The 21638-nt window shown below is 67.6% G+C and carries 27 protein-coding genes; 12 read left to right on the top strand and 15 right to left on the bottom strand.

Annotated elements, in window-relative coordinates; translation table 11 throughout:
* The first annotated feature begins 13 nt into the window (after positions 1–13).
* Together ACJH6J_RS13945 and ACJH6J_RS13950 are read left to right on the top strand one after the other, a co-directional pair.
* Positions 14–505, top strand: a complete 492-nt coding sequence (locus ACJH6J_RS13945; protein ID WP_406804078.1) for a nitroreductase family deazaflavin-dependent oxidoreductase — start codon at positions 14–16, stop codon at positions 503–505.
* The gene (locus ACJH6J_RS13950; RefSeq protein ID WP_406804079.1) at positions 502–1686 is read left to right on the top strand and encodes an FAD-binding domain; all 1185 of its coding nucleotides are present in this window, start codon (positions 502–504) and stop codon (positions 1684–1686) included. The genes ACJH6J_RS13945 and ACJH6J_RS13950 overlap by 4 nt, the downstream gene beginning before the upstream one ends.
* 17 nt (positions 1687–1703) lie before the next feature.
* Here ACJH6J_RS13950 and ACJH6J_RS13955 read toward each other — a convergent pair whose 3' ends face one another.
* Positions 1704–2336, bottom strand: coding sequence for a TetR/AcrR family transcriptional regulator (locus ACJH6J_RS13955; protein WP_406802584.1), 633 nt, complete (start codon positions 2334–2336; stop codon positions 1704–1706).
* Positions 2337–2414: 78 nt separating this feature from the next.
* Between ACJH6J_RS13955 and ACJH6J_RS13960 the strand changes: the two genes are divergently transcribed.
* Entirely contained in the window at positions 2415–3884 is a 1470-nt protein-coding gene (locus ACJH6J_RS13960; protein ID WP_406804080.1) for a flavin-containing monooxygenase, read from the top strand.
* A 54-nt stretch (positions 3885–3938) separates the two neighbouring features.
* Here the strand turns inward: ACJH6J_RS13960 and rraA are convergent, their stop codons facing one another.
* From rraA to ACJH6J_RS13980, 4 genes are all read right to left on the bottom strand, one after another.
* A complete protein-coding gene (gene rraA, locus ACJH6J_RS13965; RefSeq protein ID WP_212807599.1) occupies positions 3939–4418 on the bottom strand; it encodes a ribonuclease E activity regulator RraA in 480 nt (159 codons plus the stop codon).
* Positions 4419–4443: 25 nt separating this feature from the next.
* Positions 4444–4866, bottom strand: coding sequence for a hypothetical protein (locus ACJH6J_RS13970; RefSeq protein ID WP_318984006.1), 423 nt, complete (start codon positions 4864–4866; stop codon positions 4444–4446).
* 21 nt (positions 4867–4887) lie between these two features.
* Positions 4888–5544, bottom strand: a complete 657-nt coding sequence (locus ACJH6J_RS13975) for a DUF6474 family protein (RefSeq protein WP_212807597.1) — start codon at positions 5542–5544, stop codon at positions 4888–4890.
* Between the two features lie 723 nt (positions 5545–6267).
* Positions 6268–6417, bottom strand: coding sequence for a hypothetical protein (locus tag ACJH6J_RS13980; protein WP_406784083.1), 150 nt, complete (start codon positions 6415–6417; stop codon positions 6268–6270).
* Between the two features lies 1 nt (position 6418).
* On the opposite strand from ACJH6J_RS13980, the gene ACJH6J_RS13985 reads away from it, so the two are divergent.
* The 3 genes from ACJH6J_RS13985 to ACJH6J_RS13995 all read left to right on the top strand — a co-directional run bounded on the left by ACJH6J_RS13985 (position 6419) and on the right by ACJH6J_RS13995 (position 9014).
* The gene (locus ACJH6J_RS13985) at positions 6419–7297 is read left to right on the top strand and encodes a hypothetical protein (RefSeq protein WP_318984004.1); all 879 of its coding nucleotides are present in this window, start codon (positions 6419–6421) and stop codon (positions 7295–7297) included.
* A 62-nt stretch (positions 7298–7359) separates the two neighbouring features.
* Positions 7360–7851 carry an ImmA/IrrE family metallo-endopeptidase gene (locus tag ACJH6J_RS13990; RefSeq protein WP_061006642.1) on the top strand — a complete coding sequence of 164 codons (492 nt, stop codon included), beginning with the start codon at positions 7360–7362 and terminating at the stop codon, positions 7849–7851.
* Positions 7848–9014 carry a hypothetical protein gene (locus tag ACJH6J_RS13995; protein ID WP_318984003.1) on the top strand — a complete coding sequence of 389 codons (1167 nt, stop codon included), beginning with the start codon at positions 7848–7850 and terminating at the stop codon, positions 9012–9014. Before ACJH6J_RS13990 ends, ACJH6J_RS13995 begins: the two co-directional genes overlap by 4 nt.
* A gap of 48 nt (positions 9015–9062) precedes the next feature.
* Here the strand turns inward: ACJH6J_RS13995 and ACJH6J_RS14000 are convergent, their stop codons facing one another.
* From ACJH6J_RS14000 to ACJH6J_RS14015, 4 genes are all read right to left on the bottom strand, one after another.
* Positions 9063–9461 (bottom strand): transcriptional regulator, encoded by a 399-nt coding sequence (locus ACJH6J_RS14000; RefSeq protein ID WP_406804081.1) that lies wholly within the window; start codon positions 9459–9461, stop codon positions 9063–9065.
* A 447-nt stretch (positions 9462–9908) separates the two neighbouring features.
* Entirely contained in the window at positions 9909–10439 is a 531-nt protein-coding gene (locus tag ACJH6J_RS14005; RefSeq protein ID WP_212807587.1) for a peptidase, read from the bottom strand.
* Between the two features lie 219 nt (positions 10440–10658).
* Positions 10659–11282 carry a superoxide dismutase gene (locus ACJH6J_RS14010; protein ID WP_212807586.1) on the bottom strand — a complete coding sequence of 208 codons (624 nt, stop codon included), beginning with the start codon at positions 11280–11282 and terminating at the stop codon, positions 10659–10661.
* 144 nt (positions 11283–11426) lie between these two features.
* Positions 11427–11582 (bottom strand): hypothetical protein, encoded by a 156-nt coding sequence (locus ACJH6J_RS14015; protein WP_212807585.1) that lies wholly within the window; start codon positions 11580–11582, stop codon positions 11427–11429.
* A gap of 395 nt (positions 11583–11977) precedes the next feature.
* Here ACJH6J_RS14015 and ACJH6J_RS14020 point away from each other — a divergent pair, with 395 nt between their 5' ends.
* From ACJH6J_RS14020 to ACJH6J_RS14030, 3 genes are read left to right on the top strand one after another with little or no spacing between them, the layout of a single operon-like run.
* The gene (locus ACJH6J_RS14020) at positions 11978–12322 is read left to right on the top strand and encodes a rhodanese-like domain-containing protein (protein ID WP_406804082.1); all 345 of its coding nucleotides are present in this window, start codon (positions 11978–11980) and stop codon (positions 12320–12322) included.
* 59 nt (positions 12323–12381) lie between these two features.
* A complete protein-coding gene (locus tag ACJH6J_RS14025) occupies positions 12382–13332 on the top strand; it encodes a DUF4328 domain-containing protein (protein WP_406804083.1) in 951 nt (316 codons plus the stop codon).
* A gap of 4 nt (positions 13333–13336) precedes the next feature.
* The gene (locus tag ACJH6J_RS14030) at positions 13337–14191 is read left to right on the top strand and encodes a glycerophosphodiester phosphodiesterase (protein ID WP_406804084.1); all 855 of its coding nucleotides are present in this window, start codon (positions 13337–13339) and stop codon (positions 14189–14191) included.
* A 3-nt stretch (positions 14192–14194) separates the two neighbouring features.
* Here the strand turns inward: ACJH6J_RS14030 and ACJH6J_RS14035 are convergent, their stop codons facing one another.
* From ACJH6J_RS14035 to ACJH6J_RS14045, 3 genes are all read right to left on the bottom strand, one after another.
* Entirely contained in the window at positions 14195–14743 is a 549-nt protein-coding gene (locus ACJH6J_RS14035) for a ferritin (RefSeq protein ID WP_064861164.1), read from the bottom strand.
* Positions 14744–14896: 153 nt separating this feature from the next.
* Positions 14897–15664 carry a CPBP family intramembrane glutamic endopeptidase gene (locus tag ACJH6J_RS14040; RefSeq protein WP_406804085.1) on the bottom strand — a complete coding sequence of 256 codons (768 nt, stop codon included), beginning with the start codon at positions 15662–15664 and terminating at the stop codon, positions 14897–14899.
* Between the two features lie 25 nt (positions 15665–15689).
* Positions 15690–16484, bottom strand: coding sequence for a DUF2470 domain-containing protein (locus ACJH6J_RS14045; RefSeq protein ID WP_406804086.1), 795 nt, complete (start codon positions 16482–16484; stop codon positions 15690–15692).
* Positions 16485–16605: 121 nt separating this feature from the next.
* Here ACJH6J_RS14045 and pheA point away from each other — a divergent pair, with 121 nt between their 5' ends.
* Positions 16606–17511 (top strand): prephenate dehydratase, encoded by a 906-nt coding sequence (gene pheA / locus ACJH6J_RS14050; RefSeq protein WP_061010121.1) that lies wholly within the window; start codon positions 16606–16608, stop codon positions 17509–17511.
* Complete coding sequence (locus tag ACJH6J_RS14055; RefSeq protein WP_406804087.1) at positions 17508–18182, top strand: histidine phosphatase family protein; 675 nt, start codon at positions 17508–17510, stop codon at positions 18180–18182. The genes pheA and ACJH6J_RS14055 overlap by 4 nt, the downstream gene beginning before the upstream one ends.
* Here the strand turns inward: ACJH6J_RS14055 and ACJH6J_RS14060 are convergent, their stop codons facing one another.
* Genes ACJH6J_RS14060 through ACJH6J_RS14070 form a run of 3 tightly spaced genes read right to left on the bottom strand, consistent with a single transcriptional unit; the run spans position 18183 to position 20258 of the window.
* Positions 18183–18380, bottom strand: coding sequence for a hypothetical protein (locus ACJH6J_RS14060; protein ID WP_406804088.1), 198 nt, complete (start codon positions 18378–18380; stop codon positions 18183–18185).
* Positions 18381–18429: 49 nt separating this feature from the next.
* Entirely contained in the window at positions 18430–18780 is a 351-nt protein-coding gene (locus ACJH6J_RS14065; RefSeq protein WP_406804089.1) for a metallopeptidase family protein, read from the bottom strand.
* A 2-nt stretch (positions 18781–18782) separates the two neighbouring features.
* The gene (locus ACJH6J_RS14070; protein WP_406804090.1) at positions 18783–20258 is read right to left on the bottom strand and encodes a septum formation family protein; all 1476 of its coding nucleotides are present in this window, start codon (positions 20256–20258) and stop codon (positions 18783–18785) included.
* Between the two features lie 122 nt (positions 20259–20380).
* On the opposite strand from ACJH6J_RS14070, the gene serS reads away from it, so the two are divergent.
* Positions 20381–21637 carry a serine--tRNA ligase gene (gene serS, locus ACJH6J_RS14075; protein ID WP_406804091.1) on the top strand — a complete coding sequence of 419 codons (1257 nt, stop codon included), beginning with the start codon at positions 20381–20383 and terminating at the stop codon, positions 21635–21637.
* Position 21638: the final 1 nt, after the last annotated feature.

Raw genomic sequence — 21638 nt, forward strand, 5'->3', positions numbered from 1 at the left:
TAGGGAGACAACAATGTCCACGCCCCGTACTGGTGGCTTGGCGGCCGGCGGCGCCAGGCTGCTGCGGTGCCGACGTCTGGTGCGCGCGCCGATCTGGATCTATCGGACCCACGGGGGCGCGCTGTTCGGTTCACGGATGCTGATGCTGGAACACACCGGACGCACGTCAGGGGCCCGCCGCTACGTCGTCCTGGAAGTCATCGACCATCCGTCGGCCGATACGTATGTGGTGGCCTCCGGCTTCGGCACGAAAGCCCAGTGGTTCCGCAACATTGAGGCCAATCCCCGGGTGCGGGTCTACGTCGGCAGCCGCCCGCCGATGCCCGCGACGGCGCGGGTGCTGCCTCGGTCGGCCGCGGACCGCGCGCTGGGTGCGTACATCGAGCGCCATCCGCGCGCCTGGGCCCGACTCAAAGGCGTCCTCGACCAGACCTTGGGTACCGAAGTGAGCCCAACCCACACGGCGCTCCCGATGGTCGAGTTGCGGCTCGACACGACCTCATGAAGATCGCCATCAGTGGCGCGGGCATAGCCGGGCCGACACTGGCCTATTGGTTGTCCCGCAGCGGCCATGACCCGGTGCTGATCGAGACGGCGCCGCAGCTACGCACCGGCGGCTACCTCATCGACTTCTGGGGCGTCGGCTACGCGATCGCCGAGCGGATGGGCTTGGCGGACGCAATACAGCGGGCAGGCTACGGGATCGAGCAGGTCCGGCTGGTCGATGGCCGCGGCCGCAAGACAGGCGGGTTCGCCGTCAGCCCGTTCCGGCGGGTCTTCGACGGGCGATACATCAGCTTGCCGCGCGGCGAGCTGGCGAGGCTGATCTACGAGGCAGTCGGAGACGACGTCGAGACGGTGTTCGGCGACCGGATCACCGTGATCGAACAATCTGACGAGGGAGTGGAGGTCGTGCTCGAACACGGCGGGCACCGCGAGTTCGACCTAGTGATCGGCGCCGACGGCATTCATTCCACGGTGCGCAGTCTGGTTTTCGGCACTCACCCCACATTCCAGAGGCAGCTGGGCTATTGGGTCGCGGCATTCGAATCCGACGGATACCACCCGCGCGATGAACTCGTCTACCTCGCCCACGGCAGGCCTGGGCGCGTGGTCGCCCGGTTTGCGCAGCGGAACGATAAGACCCTGTTCCTGTTCATCGTCTCCGACGATCAGCTGATCGCTGCGGAGACGGCCGACGGCACCGGTGTCCGGAGAGCTTTGCGGCAGGTTTTCGGCGATGACGGATGGGAGTGCCCGGCGATCCTCGCCGCGCTGGATCGGGCCGAGGATCTGTACTTCGATCGGGTCAGTCAGATCAAGATCGACCGCTGGTCGCAGGGGCGCGTCGCACTGGTCGGGGACGCAGCTTCGTGCGTGTCGTTGCTGGCTGGCGAGGGAACCGGACTGGCGATGCTCCAGGCGTACGTGCTCGCAGGCGAACTCGACCGGTCCGGCGGTGAGCACGGTGAAGCGTTTCGCCGCTATGAGCAGCTGGTCCGACCGCTGATCGAGGGCAAACAAGAGTCCGCCAGAGCTTTCGCGGGCGTATTGGCACCGCGGACCTCGGTCGGCCTCTGGACCCGTAACCGCGTCAGCCGGCTGCTGGATATCCCGGCACTGGCGGCCTGGGTGATCCGGCGGGAATTCCGCGACGACATCGAATTGCCGGATTACGCGATGTAGCGCAAGAGTGGCGGACTTCAGCCGTAGATGCTGCTCAGCCAGATGTGGGTGAGGGTGTTCACGACGTCGTCGTGCGCGACGGCGCCCGGCTCGCCGGCCAGGGTGGCCATGATCATGCGCTCGTTCATCAGGTTCAGCGAGGTGGCCAGATCCCGGGCGGGCAGGGTGTCCGGCGCGGCGCCGCGCGCGCGTTCGGCGGCGATCAGTGCGGCGGTGAGGTTGATCCACTTCTGCATGAGCCCGGCCCAGAACTCGCGGAGTTCGGGAACTGTTCTGACCGCTTCGACGCCGGCCCGGGCGGTGGCCGGGTGCGAGCCGAACGAACTGAAGAAGATCTCGATGCCGTGCCGAATGGCCTTCTTCGGGTCCGCCGGCATGTCCTCGAGCGCGCCGTCGAAGCCGGTGTCGGCGCGCTTGATCAGCGGATCGAGCAACGACAGCAGCACGGCTTCTTTCGACGCGAAGTAGAAGTAGAACGTCGGGCGGGAGATGCCGGCGCCTTTGGCAAGGTCATCGACGGAAATCTCGGAGAACGAGCGCTGCTCGAGCAGGGCGGCTGCGGTGGCGAGGATGGCCGCTTCGCGCTCGTCGCCCGAGGGGCGTGCCGCACGACGGCCCCGGGGCGCCCGGGTCTGCGCAGCGGTACTCACGCAGTTGAGCCTAACAGTTTGTCGAGTTTTTCAACACACCGTTGACCGACTCAACACCATGTTGATACCGTCGGTACCATGATCGAACACTTCGATGTTGTCATCGTCGGTGCCGGCATCTCCGGCATCAGCACCGCCTGGCACCTCCAGGACCGCTGCCCCACCAAGAGCTACGTGATCCTGGAGCGCCGGGAGAACATCGGCGGCACCTGGGACCTCTTCAAGTACCCCGGCATCCGCTCGGACTCCGACATGTTCACCCTCGGCTTCCGGTTCAAGCCGTGGGAGTCGGCCAAGTCGATCGCCGACGGCCAGTCGATCTGGAACTACATCAACGAGGCCGCCGACGAGAACGGCATCCGCCAGCACATCCGCACCGGCCAGCGCGTCACCTCGGTCGACTGGTCGGACGCCGAGAACCGCTGGACCATCAACATCACCGCCGGCGGCGAGGAAAAGCAGATCACCGCGTCGTTCCTGTCGGTGTGCAGCGGCTATTACAACTACGACGAGGGCTACTCGCCCGAGTTCCCCGGCGCGGCCGACTTCAAGGGCCAGATCGTGCACCCGCAGCACTGGCCCGAGGACCTCGATTACACCGGCAAGAACGTCGTCGTGATCGGTTCCGGCGCCACGGCCGTCACGCTGATCCCGTCACTGGTGAACGGCGGCGTCGGGCACGTGACCATGCTGCAGCGCTCGCCCACCTACATCGGTGCGCTGCCGCTCGAGGATCCGATTGCGAAGCAGGCCAACAAATATCTGCCGAAGCACCTGGCGCACTTCGTGAACCGCTGGAAGCAGATCGGTTACAGCACCGGGCAGTACCAGATCGCCCGCAAGTTCCCGGCCGTGTTCAAGAAGGCGCTGCGCCAGATGGCCGAGCGCCGGCTGCCGGAGGGCTTCGACTACGACAAGCACTTCAGCCCGCGCTACAACCCGTGGGACGAGCGAGTCTGCTTGGCGCCCAACGGCGATCTGTTCAAGGCCATCCGCTCGGGCAAGGCCGGCGTCGTCACCGACACCATCGAGACCTTCACCGAGAATGGCATCAAGCTGACCTCCGGCGAGGAGCTGCAGGCCGACATCATCGTCACCGCAACGGGTTTGAACATGCAGCTGTTCGGTGGCGCGACCGCCAACCGCAACGGCGAGCCGATCGACCTGCCGTCCTGCATGACCTACAAGGGCCTCATGCTGTCGGGCGTGCCGAACATGGCGATCACCTTCGGCTACACCAACGCGTCCTGGACGCTCAAGGCCGACCTGGTGTCCGAGTTCATCTGCCGCGTGCTGAACTACATGGACGCCAACGGATTCGACCGCGTCGAGCCGCAGCACCCGGGCGACAGCGTCGACGAGCTGCCGTTCATGGACTTCACCCCCGGCTACTTCAAGCGGGCCATGGACAGCCTGCCCAAGTCGGGTTCGGAAGCACCGTGGAAGCTGAAGCAGAACTACTTCTTCGACATGCGGACCATCCGGTACGGCAAGGTCGACGAGCAGGCGCTGCAGTTCACGAAACACCGTGCCGCAGTGACGGTTTGATCCGTCAGACGAGAAAAGCCCCCACCTCGCGGTGGGGGCTTTTCCGTGTTGATGTCACGGTGTCACGACGACGATGCCGTCCTCGTCGCAGTAGGCGATGTCACCCGGGACGAAGGTGACGCCGCCGAAGGTCACCTCGACATCGCGCTCACCGGCGCCGGTCTTGGTGCCCTTGCGGGGGTTCGTGCCCAGCGCCTTGATGCCGACGTCGATGGTGCGCAGCGTCGAGGCGTCGCGCACCGGACCGTTGACGATGACGCCCGACCAGCCGTTGTCGTGCGCGAGGCCGGCGATGATGTCGCCGACGAGGGCGGTGTGCAGTGATCCGTCGCCGTCGACCACGAGGACGCCGCCGTCGCCCGGCGTCGACAGGATCGACTTGAGCAGGGCGTTGTCCTGGAAGCACTTCACCGTGGTGATGCGGCCGGCGAACATGGTTCGACCGCCGTAGTTCTGCAGCTGCAGATCGCAGCTGCGGACATCGGGATAGATCTCGTCGACGAGGTCGGCAGTGGCGCGGGGTTCGATGGTCACCCGCCGATTATCTCAGGGCGCGGAGTCAGCCGGCGGCGCGGCGTCGGGCCAGCAGCACGACGAGCAGGGCCAGGACGCTCGCGACGATCACCGCGGTGACCGGCACCTGCGAGCGCTGCGGCACGGGCGGAGTCAGGTCGAGCACGGGCAGGGGTGCGGGTGCCGGGGTCTCGGGAGCGGGCGGCTGGGGCGCGGGCGCCTCGGAAGGCGGGGGTGCGGGTGGCGCGACCTTCGGTGGAGCCTTCTTCGCCGGGGCCTTCTTGGCCGGCGCGGTGGTTGCGGCCTTCTTGGCGGGCGTCTTCTTCGCCGGCACCTTCTTGGCGGGCGTCTTCTTGGCTGGAGCCTTCTTCGCGGGCGCCTTTTTCGCGGGCGTCTTCTTGGCCGGCGTCTCCTTCGGGGGGACGCCGGGTTGCGACTCCTCGTCGGGGGACTTCTGCTCGTCTGCCATGCGGGTGCTCCTCCGGGTGGGTCAGGACACCCCGAGGCGGGCCAGGACGTCTGCGTCGATGCCGTCGAGCTGGCTTTCGATGGCGGCGTGCGCGGTCCGCCGCTGCGGCGCCGGCATGTTCTCCGCCGCCGTCACCGCGGCGGACAGATCGGCGAGCTTGCTCGACAGCGTCGCCACGAACTGCTTGGTCTCGGCGTCCTTGGGCTTGTTCTCGGCGACCTGGCGCAGCGAGCGCTCCGCACCGGCGATCCGGGCGGACAGCGCGCCGCCGGCGCCGGAGAACTGCCCGATCTGGCTCAGCGGAACACCCAGTTGGTCTGCGCGGCGCTGGTCGATGAGACCGCGCGCGGCAATCGCGGCCCGGTACGCCACGGGCACGACAACGGGGGTGAGGATTCGCGACACCATCAGCAGCCGGCGAATCTTGGTCGGCGACAGCAGCTTGCCTTCACGGACCGCCTGCAGCTGCGTTTCAGCAACCTTGAGTGCCATCTTGTCGCTGTCCCGCTGGGCTTTGACGCCGGCCCGGTCCCGTTTCGTTTGCCGACGGCCTTCCGCCTTGATGCGCCGGGCCTCGTTCTTGGCGGACAGCCGTGCCTCGAGTTTCGCCTTCGCCTTGATCGCCTTCGCCTCGGCGCGACGGGTTGCCCGGCTCTTGCGTCGCTTGAACAGGCCCATTCCGGCTGACCTCCCGGTCGTCTCGACACGTGTGCACGATCTTGCTGCGATGGTGACGTCACCTTATCGTCCGTGGGCCCGAATCGGGCATCGGGCCATGGGTCGAATTCCGCCGCAATTCGGGGGTGGAATTTCCCACATTTCTCGCTACTTTATCCAGCAAACAAAGTCCGACGGCTGTGCGACAATTATTAGGAATTCATCGGAGCGGGTTTTTGATGCCATGAAAGCAGAGGGAACGATGGCGCCACGCCAACGAATAGCTACAGCTGCCGCGCTGATGGCATCTGGGCTGTTGATCGCTGGCCTGGGTGGTGCGAACGCCTTCGCTGATACGGCAGCTTCTGGTAGTGACTCGAGTGGCCACGGTGGCGGGGCTTCTCACGGCGGCACGAAGCCCGGTGGCAGCTCGTCCGCTGGTGGCGGGCACAAGGCCCCGGCGCGGCCGGCCAAGCCGACGGACGGCCAGTCACAGGCGCCGTCGCCCGGTGGCGCCGGTTCTGGCGGCAAAAAGGATAAGCGCGGTGCCTCCGGCGGCGTTGCCAAGAGTGGTTCTGAAGCCGGTGTTCACGACCCCGGCAAAACCGGTGAATCCGGCAAGAATGCGTCTGAAAGCAACGCCCCCAGCAAACAAAATAATGTCGCTTCTCCGGGGCGGCCCGAGGATTCTGGAACGCCGAACGCGGCCGCTGGCGAACATCAGCCGTCGGCCGGCTCGTCGACTCAGCAGACGGAAACCGGTGCGACGTCCGGCACCACCGCACCCGCGACGACGGGCGGGACAAGCCAACCGCAGCCGGCGGCCGCGACCGGTCCCGCGCCCGCGACCGCGGCGAGCGTCCCCGCCATCCGGTTCCCGAGCCTGCCCAACATCTTGAGCCTGCCGTCGCTCCCGGGTCTGCCCAAGCTGCCAGGCCTGCCCGGCCTGCCCACCGCAGGCGGCGTCAAGCCGGGAAGCGGTTCGGACAGCCCCGCGTCGCCGACCGCGTCACCCACCAAGGCGACGGTCAAGGCGACCCCGGCCGGACCGACCACCAGCATCAACCTGATGGGTCTGACGTTCTCCCTGCCGTCCGCGGCTGTCCACACGTCGCCGACCGGGGCCGTGCAGAGCATCGATCTGACGAAGATCCCGCTGGCGTCGCTGGTGCCGCGACTGCCGAAGTGGGATCAGCTCCCGCAGCTGCCCGACATGTCGAACATCCCGGTGCTGGCGCAGCTCGCCGCGATCCCGGTTTTCGTCCTCGCCCACATCGAGCCGGTCTATGACTTCGTCGCAGGGCTCACCAACGCGACGCTCGACGCCGCGACGTCGCTGCCCTTCATGCAGACGTCGCTGTCGATGCTGAGTGCACAAGTCGTTCCGACGATGAACCTGAACGTCGGGCGCCCGAACCGCATGCCGGTGCCGGCTGCGGGCCTACCGCTGGCGCCGGTGCTGGATACGCCGGCGTTTCCCGCGCTGAAGCTCGACAACCCGGTCGTCGTCAGCGCCCCGGCAGAACTCCCGGCGGTGCGGTCGCCGCAGCCGACCACGTTCGGCACCAAGAACGAGATCATCGCTGAACCCGCGTTCCGCGCCGGATATCCTGACTACCTGCGCGCAGCCGGTCTCAGCGAGGTGGCCGCGGTGGCCGTTCCCGGCTTCACCGGCATCCTCATCCTGACGGGCGCCGGTGGCCTGGTCGGCTACCGGCAGGCGCGCGCTGGTCACGTGGTCCGCCGCAGCGGCACTGCACGATTTATGACCTGAGGCAATGGGTCTGCGGCACAATTGATGGCAACCGTGCCAATCGCAGCGAAAGGGGGTTCGGCATGCCCGCGAGCCGCCGTGTCACACGCGCAGTCAATTCGGTGCTGGATCTTGCCCCGCGACGTGGCGAGGTCTCACTTGCCCGTCTCGTCGAAGCAGTCAGCGAGGACCGTGGCCGCCCGATCGAGGTGACCATGGCCGACCTGCCGCCCGGCGTCTGTGGGCAGTGGCGCCAGTACAACGACCGCGACGTGTTCCTCTTGCAGAAGGGACTGCCGGCCGGTGACCGGACCCTCGCCCACGAGCTCGGCCACCTGGTGCTGGGTCATGAGGGCGTGTCCGTCGTCGAGGCCGCCCGCGACTCCATGGAACTGGCGAGTTCCGATCTCATCGGCTACATGCTGAATCAGCGGACCGGCTGTATGGGGCCCGCCGGTGAGGAAGCCGAACAGGAAGCCGAGGATTTCGCCGCGTTGCTCATCCACCGGCTGGGCCGGCTGCCTTCTGACCGCTCCTCGATCGTCCAGATCCGTCTCGGCGAGGCGTTTGGTTGATCATCTGGGTTATCGCCGGCCTGCTCGGCCTGGCGACCGGCCTGCGTATCGGTTGGGCGCTGGTCAACAAACAGTCCCTCGTCAGTGCCGCGATGATCGTTGCGCTGGGCAGCCTCGGCCTGGTCGCGGCACTGAACTGGGAGCCGCTCACGCTCCTGCTCGACACCATCCTGCATTGGCCGAACGTGTCCAGCATGCTCAGCCAGGTGGCGCTGATCGCTTGTGCCGCAGGCAGTTGCGTGATGATCACCTCCGCATCGTCGAGTCGTAAACCGCTCGTCATCCGCCGCATCGCCCTGGCCCAGTACGGCGTCGCCGGGGCGATCGCGTTGCTCACGCTGGTGCTGTTCTTCCTGACCCCGCAGCAGCCGGAGATGGCGCCCGAGGAGTACCTGCGCAGAAATCTGGGTTCGGGCGGCAACTCGTTGTCGTGGCTCTTGCCGTTGTTGTACGTGTTGTTGGCGCTGACGCTGGTGGCGTGGGCCGGGGTGCGTAATTCCAACCGCACCCGAAGGGGCCGCGCCCTGTTCGTCTTCAGCGTCGGCATCGTGCTGATCGTGCTGGCCAGCGCCTTCATCCTGTTGCGGGCGGTGGGCAGCACTCAACTGGTCGGTGTCGGCGCGGCGGCGACGATTCTCGGCTGCGCCATGCTGGTGGTGGCCAGCGGCTCGCTGCTGCCCAGTGTCGAGGACTGGTTCGGGGCGCGGCGCGAACTGCGGACCATCGCCCCGCTGCTCGCCGAATTGAGCCGCCGCCATCCGAACATCGGGATCGGTGTGCGGCCCCGCGGTCCGCTGCTCTTCCGGGTGGCCGAGCAGATGTCGCTGATCTCCGATGCGCTGTACCTGGAGGCCACCGCCGTCCTGGACGGTGCCGGTGAGGCCGCCGGTTCCGGACGCGTCGACGTGGCGCCGGATGTGCAGGCGCGGCGGGTGGCCAGCTGGATTTACGACGGCCGTAGCAGCCGTCCGAAGGGCGGTTCGCGGACGAAGTTCCCGGGGCCGAGCTGGCTCAGGCAGCCCGCGACGTATTCGGATCGGGAGTGGATTCTGGCGATTGCCGCGCAGTACCGCGAGCTGGATCGGCAGGGTAAGGCGGATGCGCCCGGAACCGCCCCGAAGGCGTCCGTCGGGCGCGTGAAAGCAGTACGACCAGCGGATTAACGGAATCCGCTGGTCGTAATGTGGTCGAGCCCGATAGGGCTAACCGGTTCAGCTGTCGAGGTTCTCCTGGCGACGCAGCTCGTCGACCTTGTTGGCGAGGTCCTTCTTGGCTTCGGGGGACAGGCCGACCGTCCGAGCGGCAATCCGGCGGATGCCCTCGTCGCGCATGTTGGCGAGCCAGGTCAGCTCCTTGTCGAGCTTCTCGTAGTACTCGTCGTCGGTGAAGTAAGCCGGCTTGATCCGGAAGAAGTTGGCAAGCGCAGCCATGTTCGCGACAGACGGGTTGGTCCGGTTGCCCGAACGCAGCTGCGACAGGTACGGGGCCGACATGGTCACACCCTCGGCCTTGAGTGCGGCGATCACCTCGGCAGATGTGTGGGGGCCGCGTCCGGGCGGGTAGACGGTGTCAAACAGCCGGTTCAGCCGAGCGGCGAACGTCATGCTCATCGGTTATTCCTCCACTTAGCGATATCCGCAGGCGTCAGTGTCACTATTTGCTGACTATCGTAGCGAGAGTTGCGCCGGGAACCAAGTGCAAACCACGGAAAAGTCGCTCCAGCTACCAAATTTGTCGGCTCAAAGGGCTCCGAGCTGGGGTTCTGGGGGTGGATCCCGGTCCCGGTCGGCGGCCTGATGAGGCAAATTTTGACGCGTGTGCTATTTTGCCCGGACCTCGGCTGCACGTCGCGTCACAATCGCTGTCGGGCGGGGGATGATTCAGCAATCCGGGTGTCGGGCGCTCGGTGTCGTCCGAAGTGTTTGCCGTTAGCGTACCGACGATTAACCCGAGCGGCAGGACGTGGCAACCGCGTGAGCAGGAAGGGGAGCGCCCTGGGCCGCCGGCCGGCGACATGGCGAATTACCCGACCTCTTTGCTGTTAACCCACCGTTGGGTCAAGCGGCAAGCAGCATCGCCAGAATGGCGGTGTCGGGATGGCTGATGGGATCGACGCCGACCCTGCTGACCATCGAGGTGATGGTGCCGTCGGCTTCGGCTTCGACCCACGCGGCGCGATGTTCCAGTCCCAGGTAAGGCAGTCCCGGTAGCAGCAGGCACCCCGACGCGGCGCCGTGGCACTCCGGTAGGGAGGGTGTCGTCTCGGCGGGCGGGTGGAGCATCAACAGGGCCGTCGGCTGATGGTCGGCGAAGTATCCCGGTGTCACCGCTGCTTCGCCAACAACGGGCCCTTCCGCGAGGACGAGGCCGACGGTGCCCGGCTGTGGATGTTCTGGCAGTTCCTCGCGCGTACCGAAGACGGTGGTGGTTGCCAGCAACCCGGGCAGCGAGGCGACCCGGACGGCGACCATCAGTAGCTGGGCCCATTCCTTGGTGGAATCGGGCCACCGGCCGGACACCACGAACCCCTTCAACGCGCCGCCGGAATGGAACGGTGCAATCTCGACGGCTTGCCCAGACCTCTCCATGGCTGCCCTCCGGTACCTCGATCAGCAATCAGTCGATACGGCAGTGGATCGCTGATTCCAGGGTGCGGCAGTGACGCGTTAGCACGCAAGATGGCCCGAGTGCCAGAAGTGTCACGTGGGCCGAATGTGGCTGCCGGCTCGCGAGATGGGGGCTTCGGTGGTAAACGAGAACGGGGCGCCGCGCACATGCGCGACGCCCCGTTACCGGAAAGCGTGAGATCAGCCGAAGATCAGACCGTTGGTCTTGGTCGTGGCGGCGGCGAAGCGCTCCTGCACGTCGGCCCAGTTGACGACGTTCCAGAAAGCCTTGACGTAGTCCGCCTTGACGTTCTTGTACTGCAGGTAGAAGGCGTGCTCCCACATGTCGACCTGCAGCAGCGGGATGATGCCCAGCGGCACGTTGGCCTGCTGGTCGTACAGCTGGAAGGTCAGCAGACGGCCGCCCAGGCTGTCGTAGCCGAGCACCGCCCAGCCCGAGCCCTGCAGGCCGTTGGCGGCCGCGGTGAACTGCGCGCGGAACTTGTCGAACGAACCGAACTGGTCGTCGATGGCCGCGGCCAGCTCGCCGGTCGGCTTGTCGCCACCGTTGGGGGACAGGTTCTTCCACCAGATCGAGTGGTTGACGTGGCCGCCGAGGTGGAAGGCCAGGTTCTTCTCGTTCAGGAAGATCGCGGCGTGGTCGTCGCCGGCCCGCGCCTCTTCGAGTTTGGCCACCGCGTCATTGACGCCCTTGACGTAGGCCGCGTGGTGCTTGCTGTGGTGGATCTCGTTGATCTGACCGGAGATGTGCGGCTCCAGGGCGCCGTAGTCGTAGTCCAGGTCCGGCAGGGTGTACTCAGCCACAGGATTCCTTCCTTAGATGATCGCGTGCGGGATCAACGACCCTAGTTGGGGTTCGTCCACAGATCCCAGACCACATTGCTCCATCGCTGCGCGCACCGCAAGGACACCCCCGGAACAGGGGTGGGATCGGTGCCTGTTGGGCCTTTAGACCAGAACGATCAGAACGAGCACGACGAGCAGGACCAGCGCGATGATTCCGGCGCGGACACACGCGACGAGTTGGCTGTGTGTGCGGGACGGGAACGCCGATTGCCACTCGGGCGATGCGCCCGAACCCGGACGCAACGGATGTGCCGCCATTGCATACTCCCTGACCTGCCAGAACAACCCTGAGTTCCCGATTTCGAGCGGAGTGAGGATTGTCACAACCCGATGTTGTGACGCCGATCATAACTGTTTGCCGGCGGGACGGGGAAATCGGGCCCCATCGGCGGCGGGCCGGATTTGCGGCCCCGGATTTACTTAGCCCGGCAAGCTTTTTCGCTCACGCCGCGTGTCGGCCTGTTGATCAACGGGGACCAATGGCCCCTTGTTTATCCCCAGTCAATTATGCGTTCGGCGCGCTGTGGCCGGTAAGGCCGTCGGCGGGCCTCCCGTCGCCCTGTGGATGAACCTGTGGAAACTGTGGATAGTTCTGCGATTGCTGTCATGGCGTGCTGTGGTGGCGTGAGCCCCGCCCGTGCCAGCATGTACGCATGGATGATGATGTGCACGTGCCGCAGATCGACGTCGATCAGTTGCCCACCGCGTTCGACTCGGACGCGGTCCTGCTCGACGTGCGGGAAGACGATGAGTGGGCCCGTGGCCACGCCGCAGGGGCCCAGCACATCCCGATGAGCGAGGTGCCCGCCCGGCTGGGGGAGATCGACGGTGATGCCGCGCTGTACGTCATCTGCCATGCCGGCGGCCGGTCGCTGAAGGTCTCGCACTACCTGGCGCGCAACGGGTTCGAGCCGATCAACGTCAACGGCGGCATGCTGGCCTGGTCCGGGGCCGGCCGCGCGATCGTCACCGACGACGGCGCTCCCGGCGCCGTCTGACGGGCCCGTAGGCTGGTCCCGTGATCCAGGTCTGTTCCCGGTGCTCGACGCGTTGGAACGTGCGTGATCGCCAGCGTCAGTGGTGCCCGCGCTGCCGCGGTCCGCTGCTCGCGCCCGTCGCGCACACGCCGGCTGCCGGGCAGACGAAATCGTCGCGCGGCTATCGCTGGATCGCCGTCCGGCCGGGTCCGGCGCCGAAGCCACGCCGGCATCAGCCGCCGTTGGGGCCGACCCCGCATTACGACCACATCCCGCGCTGGGGCCTGACCGAAGAGTTCGCCCAGGCGCCCGGGCAGCCCGCAGAGTGGGAGCAGACGCATCGCGGACCGTCGACCGCGGTGGTGCAGACGGTCGCGGCCATCACGATGATCGCGCTCGGCGCCGCGGCGCTGATGCACGTCGTGCGCTACATCCTGCTGCTGATCAACCGCACCGTGCTGCTCAACCCCTGGGTGGCGATCGGGGGCAGCTGGCTCGGCGTCGCGGCCAGCGTCGTCGCACTGTTCGCGGTGCTGGCGACGGCGATCGTGTTCACCAACTGGCTGATCGCCCGCCGCGCGGCGGCCTATCACCGCGCGGGTACCACCGAGCCACGCCGCCGCTGGGTGCTGCGGGTCGGCTGCCTCGTCCCGGTGGTCAACATGTTCCTCGCGCCGGTGTTCGTCACCGAGATGGCCACGGTCGAGAACCGCATGAGCACGTTGCGCCGCCCGATCGGCATCTGGTGGGCGATCTGGGCCGTGTCGGGTCTGGTCGTCGCGTGGTCCATCGTGGGCATGTTCGCGACCGACCCGCAGGGCATCGCCGACAGCACCGAGGTCACGATCATCGCGTACCTGATGGGCATGCTGTCGCTGGCGACGGTCCTGCGCGTCTACCACGCCTTCGAACGCACGCAGGCCGACGCACCCGCACAGCGCTGGGTCGTCGTCGACGCGGAGCAGGCCGAAGAATCAGGTGCCCAATCGGCGGTTCCGGTTGAGCCCACAGCGGAGGAACCGGCAGCATAGGACCATGGGCGTGGACGGCACTGGCGGGACGGACGGCACACGCCACAGCTCTTTCGTGGTGGCACACCGTGGCGCATCGGCCGAGCGGCCCGAGCACACGCTGGCGGCCTACGAACTGGCGCTGAGCCAGGGCGCCGACGGCCTCGAATGCGATGTCCGGCTGACCCGCGACGGACATCTGGTGTGTGTCCACGACCGCAAGGTGGACCGCACCTCCAACGGCACCGGGCTGGTCAGTGAGATGAGCCTCGCGCAGCTGCGCGAATTGGATTACGGCGCATGGCATCCCAGCCGGGCCGACGGCGGCCAGAGCTCGGCCGGCCTGCTCACCCTCGACGACCTGATCCGGCTGGCGCTGGACTGGGGCCGGCCGGTGAAGCTGTTCATCGAGACCAAGCACCCCGTGCGGTACGGCGCACTCGTCGAGAGCAAGGTGCTCGCACTGCTGCACCGGTACGGCATCGCGGCGCCGGCCTCCGCCGACCTCGCCCGCGCCGTGGTGATGTCGTTCTCGGCGGCCGCGGTGTGGCGCATCCGCCGGGCCGCACCGATGCTGCCGACCGTGCTGCTCGGCGAGACGTCGCGATACCTGGGCGGCAGCGCGGCGACGACGGTCGGTGCGACGGCAGTGGGCCCGTCCATCACCACGCTGCGTGAGCACCCCGAACTGGTCGACCATGCCGCCGCGCACGGGCGTGCGCTGTACTGCTGGACCGTCGACCATTACGAGGACGTGCGCTACTGCGCCGATCTCGGTGTCGGATGGGTCGCCACCAATCACCCGGGCCGGACCAAGGACTGGTTGCAGAACGGGTTGACCGGCGCGGGCCGGGACTCCGGCCAGGACGCGGAGGCCTGACGGCTAGAGGTTGCCGCCGGCGGCCTCGGGCGCGGTCGGGTCGGCGGCACCCGTGCCGGCCAGTTCCCGGGCGACGAAATCCTCGAGATTGAACAGGTTCTCGCCGGCGCGGTCGGCGATCTTCACGAGCGTGGTGATGGTCGCGACCTCTTCGACCTGTTCCTTGAGGAACCACTGCATGAACTGCTCGCCGAGGTAGTCGCCCTCTTCGCGGGCGACGCTGGCCAGCCGGCTGATCTGTTCGGTCACCACACGTTCCTGGGTGAGCGCGAGCTTGAGGGCCTCGGTCGGTGAGGCGAAGCTGTTGCGCACCGGGTCGACGCCGGGGATCTCGACGTCGATGTCGCGGTCGAGCAGATACTTCACCAGCATCATGGCGTGATTGCGTTCTTCGACGGCCTGCGCATAGAAGTGCTTCGCCAGCTGTGGGAGGTCTTCTCCATCGAAGTAGACCGCGACGGCAATGTATTGCTGAGACGCGCCGAATTCGCTCCGAATCTGTTCCTGGAGCAGTTGGTGGAATTTCGTCTCGAGGCGCGTCACGTCGGTCATGAAAATGAAGATAATGCAGGTCAAATGGCCTTGTCATGCAAGGTCAACCTAATTCAGGAAAGCATATCCTTACCCGCTGTGACGTATGCAATATCCATTAATTCGAATTGCTGAATACAAATAGAGGTGAGGCTTGGCTGGCATCCGGCGGAATTACGCGGGATGCAGCCAGCCCAAATGACGGGCGGCCAAGGCATAACCCACGAACGCCACCGCATCGATCACGCCGTGCCCGATGATCAGCGGCCACAACCGGCCGGTGCGCCGCCAGGTGTACCCGAACACCAGGCCCATCGCGATGTTGCCCAGTCCGGCGCCGAACCCCTGGTACAGGTGATAGGTGCCGCGCAGCAGGGCCGAGAGGACGAGGGACTTGGTCGCGGAGACGTCCAGCTGGCGCAGGCGTGTCAGCAGGAACCCGACGACGATGATCTCTTCGGCCCAGGCGTTCGCGAACGCCATCAGCAGCAGGACCGGAATGCGCCACCAGGTGTCACCCAGCGTGCTCGGGACGACGTCGACGCCGATGCCCAGCGCTCGGCCGGCGACGTAGAGACCGAGACCGGGCAGGCCGATCAGCGCGGCCAGTCCCAGGCCGCCCAGTAGGTCGGGGCGCCACCGGAAGTGCCCCAGCCCGATCGCGGCGGGCCGGAAGCCGCTGCGCCACAACAGGTACAGCGCCAGGAAGCCCCAGCTGACCAGGGTGAAGACCGGGCTGAGATTGAGCAGGAAGTCGATGAAGTCGATCGGGGAGCGGCGGTGGTTGAGCGCCACCTTCTGTCCGGACAACCCGAGGATGACGGCCTCGGCCAGGCTGACGACAGCCGTGTAGGCCGACAGGCCGAACGTCACCGCCAGCACCACGACGATCTCGATGCGCAGCGCGCGACGTTCGGTGTGCTCCTGCTGCGGCCCGGTCATCGCAGCTACGGTAACCGGGGCGCCCTCAGATCTTGCGCGCGCGGAGCCCGTTGAGGAACGGGCAGCCCATCAGGGTGCGGATGGCCCGGCTCAGGCTGGTGACATCGTCGACGGGCTTGGTGAACGGCAGCCGGACGTCATGGTCGCCGTCTTCGCGTTCGACGCGCAGCTGGACGCCGTAGCGGTCCAGGCCCAGCGGGCGCACGTGGCCGTGGCGCAGCGTCACCGGCAGCCGGCTGGCGAGCCGGTCGACCATGTCGCGGTGCGCACTCTCCATGTGCTGCACCCAGTGCGACTCCATGGCGCAGAACGGATCGGGCCGGGCTGCCAGGAGCGCGCCGACCGGCACCGACTCGGCGCCGGTGGCGTCGGCCACCACGACGGACTCGATCTCGAGCCGGACCAGCGTGTGTGGGTCTTCGTGGTCCGCTCCGGCATTCACCTGGAGCAATGCCGGGTGTGGATTCTCCGACGCGACGAGGTCGAGCATGGCCGGGACGCGCGCCGCGGGCACGTAGTGGAGGCGGCCGCGGAACCAGACCAGTGCGCGCACCCGTTCGCGCAGCGGTAGGGCGGCCAGGTCGGTCAGCTCGAGCATGGCGGCGACGCCGCGCGCCCCGGCGGCCGTGACGGTGGCAGCGAGCAGGCCCGACGCCGGCACGGTCAGGATGACGGAGCCGTCGGCCAGTAGGTGGTGCACCGGCGTGGTGGTCGGCGTGACGCCGTCGGCGGCCAGCGTCGCGTCGGCGGCCCGGGCACACGCGCTGCGGACGCGTTCTGCCGTGGTCGGTGCTGCGATTGTCGTCGTGAGGTCGCGCATGTCCCGCCTTCGCTAGTAAGTGAGGTAAGCCTAAGTTAACTACCGGATGGTGTTGGCGCAAGGCCTACCGAAAGGCCCGCGTCGCGAGCCTCGCCCGGCCGGCAGCCAGTAGGGTTGCGGCGTGGCACGCATCGCCTATCTCGGGCCGCAAGGCACCTTCAGTGAAGCGGCCATGCTGCAGTTGGTCGCCGACGATCCGGATTTCGAACCGGTCGCCTGTGACAGCACGGGCGCGGCGCTGGAGGCCGTGCGCATGGCGGCCGCGGACTACGCGTGCGTGCCGATCGAGAACTCCATCGAGGGCTCGGTGCTGCCGACCATGGACAGCTTGTCCTCCGGCAGCGGGGTGCAGATTTTCGCCGAGCACACGCTCGACGTCGCGTTCAGCATCGTCGTCCGACCGGGCGTCACCGCCGATGCGGTGTCGACCATCGCGGCGTTCCCGGTGGCCGCGGCCCAGGTACGCCGCTGGCTGGCCGAACAGCTGCCGCACGCCACCCTCGTGCCCGCGATCTCCAATGCCGGTGCGGCGCAGCAGGTTTCCGAAGGTCTGGTAGATGCCGGTGTCAGTACCGCGCTGGCGGCCGTACGGTGGGAACTGGACTCATTGGCCGACGGTGTGGTCGACGAGCCCAACGCCAGAACGCGTTTCGTGCTCGTCGGGCGCCCCGGCCCGCCGCCGCCGCGCACCGGTGCCGACCGGACGTCCGTCGTGCTGCGGTTGCGCAACGAACCGGGTGCCCTGGTGGCTGCGATGACGGAGTTCTCGATTCGGGACATCGACCTGACCCGTATCGAATCTCGGCCCACGAGAACGGAATTGGGTACGTATATCTTTTTCTTGGATTGTGTCGGACACATCGACGACGCGCCGGTCGCCGAGGCGCTGAAGGCGTTGCACCGGCGGGTGGCCGACGTGCGGTACCTGGGGTCATGGCCGACCGGGGTGGCTGCCGGTGCGGCTCCGCCGGTCACCGATGAGGCGGCGCAGTGGCTGGCGGGGTTGAGAGAGGGGCAACGCGGATGAGTGGCCGTTTGGTTCTGGTGCGGCACGGGCAGTCGGAGGCGAACGTCGCCAAACGGCTGGACACCCGGCCGCCGGGGGCGTCGCTGACCCAACTCGGTCGCCAGCAGGCCCGCGACTTCGGAATCGACTGGGCACATCCCGTCGGCCTGGTGGTGCATTCGGTCGCGGCTCGCGCACAGCAGACCGCCGCCGAGATCGCCGACGGCCTGGGCCTCGATCCGGTCGAGGCACACGGTATCCACGAGGTACAGGTCGGCGACCTGGAGGACCGCAGCGACACCGACGCCATCGAGCAGTTCGACGCCATCTACGAGGACTGGCAGCGGGGCAAGCTGGATGTCGCGATGCCGGGCGGCGAGACCGGCCGCGAGGTGCTGGACCGGTATGTGCCGGTGCTGACGAACCTGCGGGTGCGCAGCCTCGATGATCACGACCGGGCCGGCGACATCGTGGTGGTGAGTCATGGTGCGGCGATCCGGCTGGTCGCCGCCCACTTGGCCGGTGTGGACGCCGATTTCGCGTTGGAACATCACCTGCTCAACGCCGAATGCGTCGTGCTCAGCCCGATCACCGACGGGCGGTGGAGCTGCGTGCAGTGGGGCGTGAAGACGCCGCCGTTCTACCCGGGTCACGACCCCCTGGCGCCGCCGGCACCCGACCCGATGGCCTGACTATCCCGCGGCGCGCAGATCCATCGCGGGTTCTGCGCAGCCGCACCCGACCACGTCGCAGTCGATGCGCAGGGTGTGTTCGGATTCGGGCAGCGCGCACGTCTCGTCGGTGCATTCGGCCGGCAGGCCGACGTGCACGATGACCGTGCCGTGGCAGTGCGCCAGCCCATCCACGCAATTGCGGCAGGTGGTGCTCATGAACTCTGTTGTAGCACCGCGGTCCGACAATGCCGCGGTGCCGCGCGGCTCAGCCCCAGCCCAACTCGTGCAGCCGCTCGTCGTCGATGCCGAAGTGATGGGCGATCTCGTGGATCACGGTGATGGCGACCTCGTCGACAACCTGCGCTTCGGAGTCGCACATGTCGAGCAGGGCGTCGCGGTAGATCGTGATGGTGTCGGGCAGCGCGCCCGCATACAAGGAATCGCGCTCGGTCAGCGCGACGCCTTCGTACAGCCCGAGGATGTCGGGATCGTCCGGATTACGCGGCCGCACCAGCACCACGACGTTGTCGAGCGCTGCGGCGAGCCGGGGCGGGATCAGGTCGAGCGCGTCGGACACCAGTTCCTCGAACCGCTGCCGGCCCATGCGTACCGGCATGGCTACGGCGCGGGCGCCGGCACCACCGGTCCGGGCGGCGCACCCCCACCCACGGGTCCGGCCGGCGGCGGCGCGGGCGCCTCCTCGAGCGGCGGGCCGTCGAGCGGCGCACCCGCCCCGGGCGGCGGCGCGGGCGCGGGCGGCGGACCGTTGAGGAACGTGTTGCCCTGCTGCTGTTGCGGGGTACCGGGCGTGTTGCCGTTGGTGTTCGGGTTCGACGTGTCGGTCTGGCCCGGCATGTGTTGGTTGCCCTGTGGCGACTGCGAGGTCTGCTGGCTGCGCTGGTTCTGGCCCGACTGGCTCGACTGACCGGACTGCGAACCCGACGATGACGACGACGATGATGACGACGAGCCCTGCGACGACGTGTCCACCGGCGGCTCGACGACCGGGATGGGCGGCAGGTTCAGTCGCTCCTCCGGGATGGCCGGCGGCGCGACGGGCGACTGCCCGTTGATCAGCAGCGGTCCCTTGGCGCTGTTGATCAGCGTCGACCAGCCGCCGTTGCCGAGCGAGGAACCGATGCTGCAGGACACCTGCCGGCTGCCGGCGGTCCAGCTGGGCAGCGCGATGGAGCTGTAGATCAGCGTCAGCGTGGTGGCGCGCAGCTGCACCGGGGCCAGGTACTCGTCGGTGGCCCGGGTGCAGTTGTCCTTGATGTACGCCAGCTGGTCGGGTTCGGCCGGCATGACGTCGTGGTACTTGTCGGCCAGGTTCACCGCGCCGGTGACCTCCATGGCGTGCGGCGCCGAGCAGTCGACCGGGATGTCGATGGGCTGGTTGGTCGCCGGGTCGATGCCGAGGCAGGTGCCGGCCGGCCACACCTTGGACTGGTCGACGTCCGCGACCTTGCCCTTGTAGGCCAGCTGCTGGCTGTTCGGGCCGAGTAGCTGCAGGCCGCACAGCATGCGGCGCTGTCCCTTGGTCTTCCAGGCCTTGTCGCCCGACCAGACCAGGCTGACCGCGAACTTGCCGTTCGGATCGAAGCGCGGGCCGAGGTAGTCGCGCGCCGCGTTCTGGCACTGTTCCTGGCTGATCTGCTTGATCCGGGCGTCCGACGGCGGCGCGGCGTCGGGGCCGTATTCACTGCCGGGGAACGTCCGCATGTCCAGGGACTCGGCGACCTCGAAGCGGTGTTCGTTCTTGCAGTCGACGATCTCGACGGCGTCCGGCGAGCGATCCGGCCAGTTCAGACACTCGCCGGGCTTGGCGTGGTCGAGGGTGTCACTGACGCGGCCGGCGTTGACGCGGCCGGTGTTGAAGCCAAGCCCGGTCGGGCCGAGCGAGCCATCCGGCAGCACGGTCAGGACACCGGCGATGAGCAGTCCGCCGAGCGCGGTGAGGACGAGCGCGCGCTGCGTCCCGGTGGCCTGCATGCCGTGCATGCGCTGCCGCCAGGTGGTCGTCGTCTTCGGCGCGTCTGGGGGCGTGTCCAGGCCCTGCTCGACTGCCGGGGGTGCGTCCAACATCGGTTCCATTGTGACAGCCGCCGTAGGAGCTGTGACAAGAGTTGCAGTTGTACCGTTATGTGGTTGTGGCCGGACCCCGCTACAGGCCCTCGACATTCCACGGCCGCGGCGAGAAAAGTAGTCTGACGCCCGTGATCGACCTCAAGTTGCTCCGCGAAGATCCGGACCGGGTACGGGCATCGCAACGGTCCCGTGGCGAAGACCCGGCCCTTGTCGATGCGTTGCTGGAGGCCGACGCGGCCCGTCGGGCCGCCATCGCGGAGGCCGACACCGCCCGGGCCAACCAGAAGGCGGCGAGCAAGCTCGTCGGCGCGGCCTCGCCGGAGGAACGGCCCGCACTGCTGGCGAAGGCCAAGGAACTGTCCGCGGCGATCAAGGACATCGAGGCCAGGCAGGCTGAGGCGGAGGCGGCGTTCACCGCCGCGCACCTGGCCATCGGCAACGTCATCATCGACGGCGTCCCCGCCGGCGGCGAGAGCGACTTCGAGGTGCTCGAGATCGTCGGTACCCCGACGGAGATCGAGAACCCGAAGGACCACCTGGAACTCGGCGAGGCCATCGGCCTGCTTGACATGGAGCGCGGCGCCAAGGTGTCGGGCTCGCGGTTCTACTTCCTGACGGGCCAGGGCGCCCTGCTGCAGCTCGGCCTGCTCCAGCTGGCCGTGCGACTGGCCACCGAGAACGGTTTCACGCTGATGATCCCGCCGGTGCTGGTGCGCCCGGAAGTCATGCGCGGCACCGGATTTCTGGGTGCGCACGCCGACGAGATCTACCGCCTCGAGGCCGACGATCTGTACCTCGTCGGAACCTCGGAGGTGCCGCTGGCCGGCTACCACTCCGACGAAATCCTGGACCTGTCCGAAGGCCCGCTGCGGTACGCCGGCTGGTCGTCGTGCTTCCGCCGGGAAGCCGGCAGCTACGGCAAGGACACCCGCGGCATCATCCGGGTGCACCAGTTCGACAAGGTCGAGGCCTTCATCTACTGCAAGCCCGAGGACGCCGAGGCCGAGCACCAGAAGCTGCTCTCCTGGCAGCGTCAGATGCTCGCCATGATCGAGGTGCCCTACCGCGTGATCGACGTCGCCGCAGGCGATCTCGGTTCGTCGGCGGCCCGCAAGTACGACTGCGAGGCCTGGGTGCCGACGCAGCAGGCGTACCGCGAGCTGACGTCGACCTCCAACTGCACGACGTTCCAGGCCCGGCGCCTCTCCACCCGCTACCGCGACGAGAACGGCAAGCCGCAGACGGCGGCGACCCTCAACGGCACGCTCGCCACGACCCGCTGGCTGGTCGCGATCCTGGAGAACCACCAGCAGCCCGACGGCAGCGTCCGGGTACCCGACGCACTCGTGCCGTACGTCGGCACCTCGGTGTTACAGCCCAAGTAGG

The organism is Mycobacterium sp. SMC-18 (genome assembly GCF_045310895.1).
GTDB lineage: Bacteria > Actinomycetota > Actinomycetes > Mycobacteriales > Mycobacteriaceae > Mycobacterium.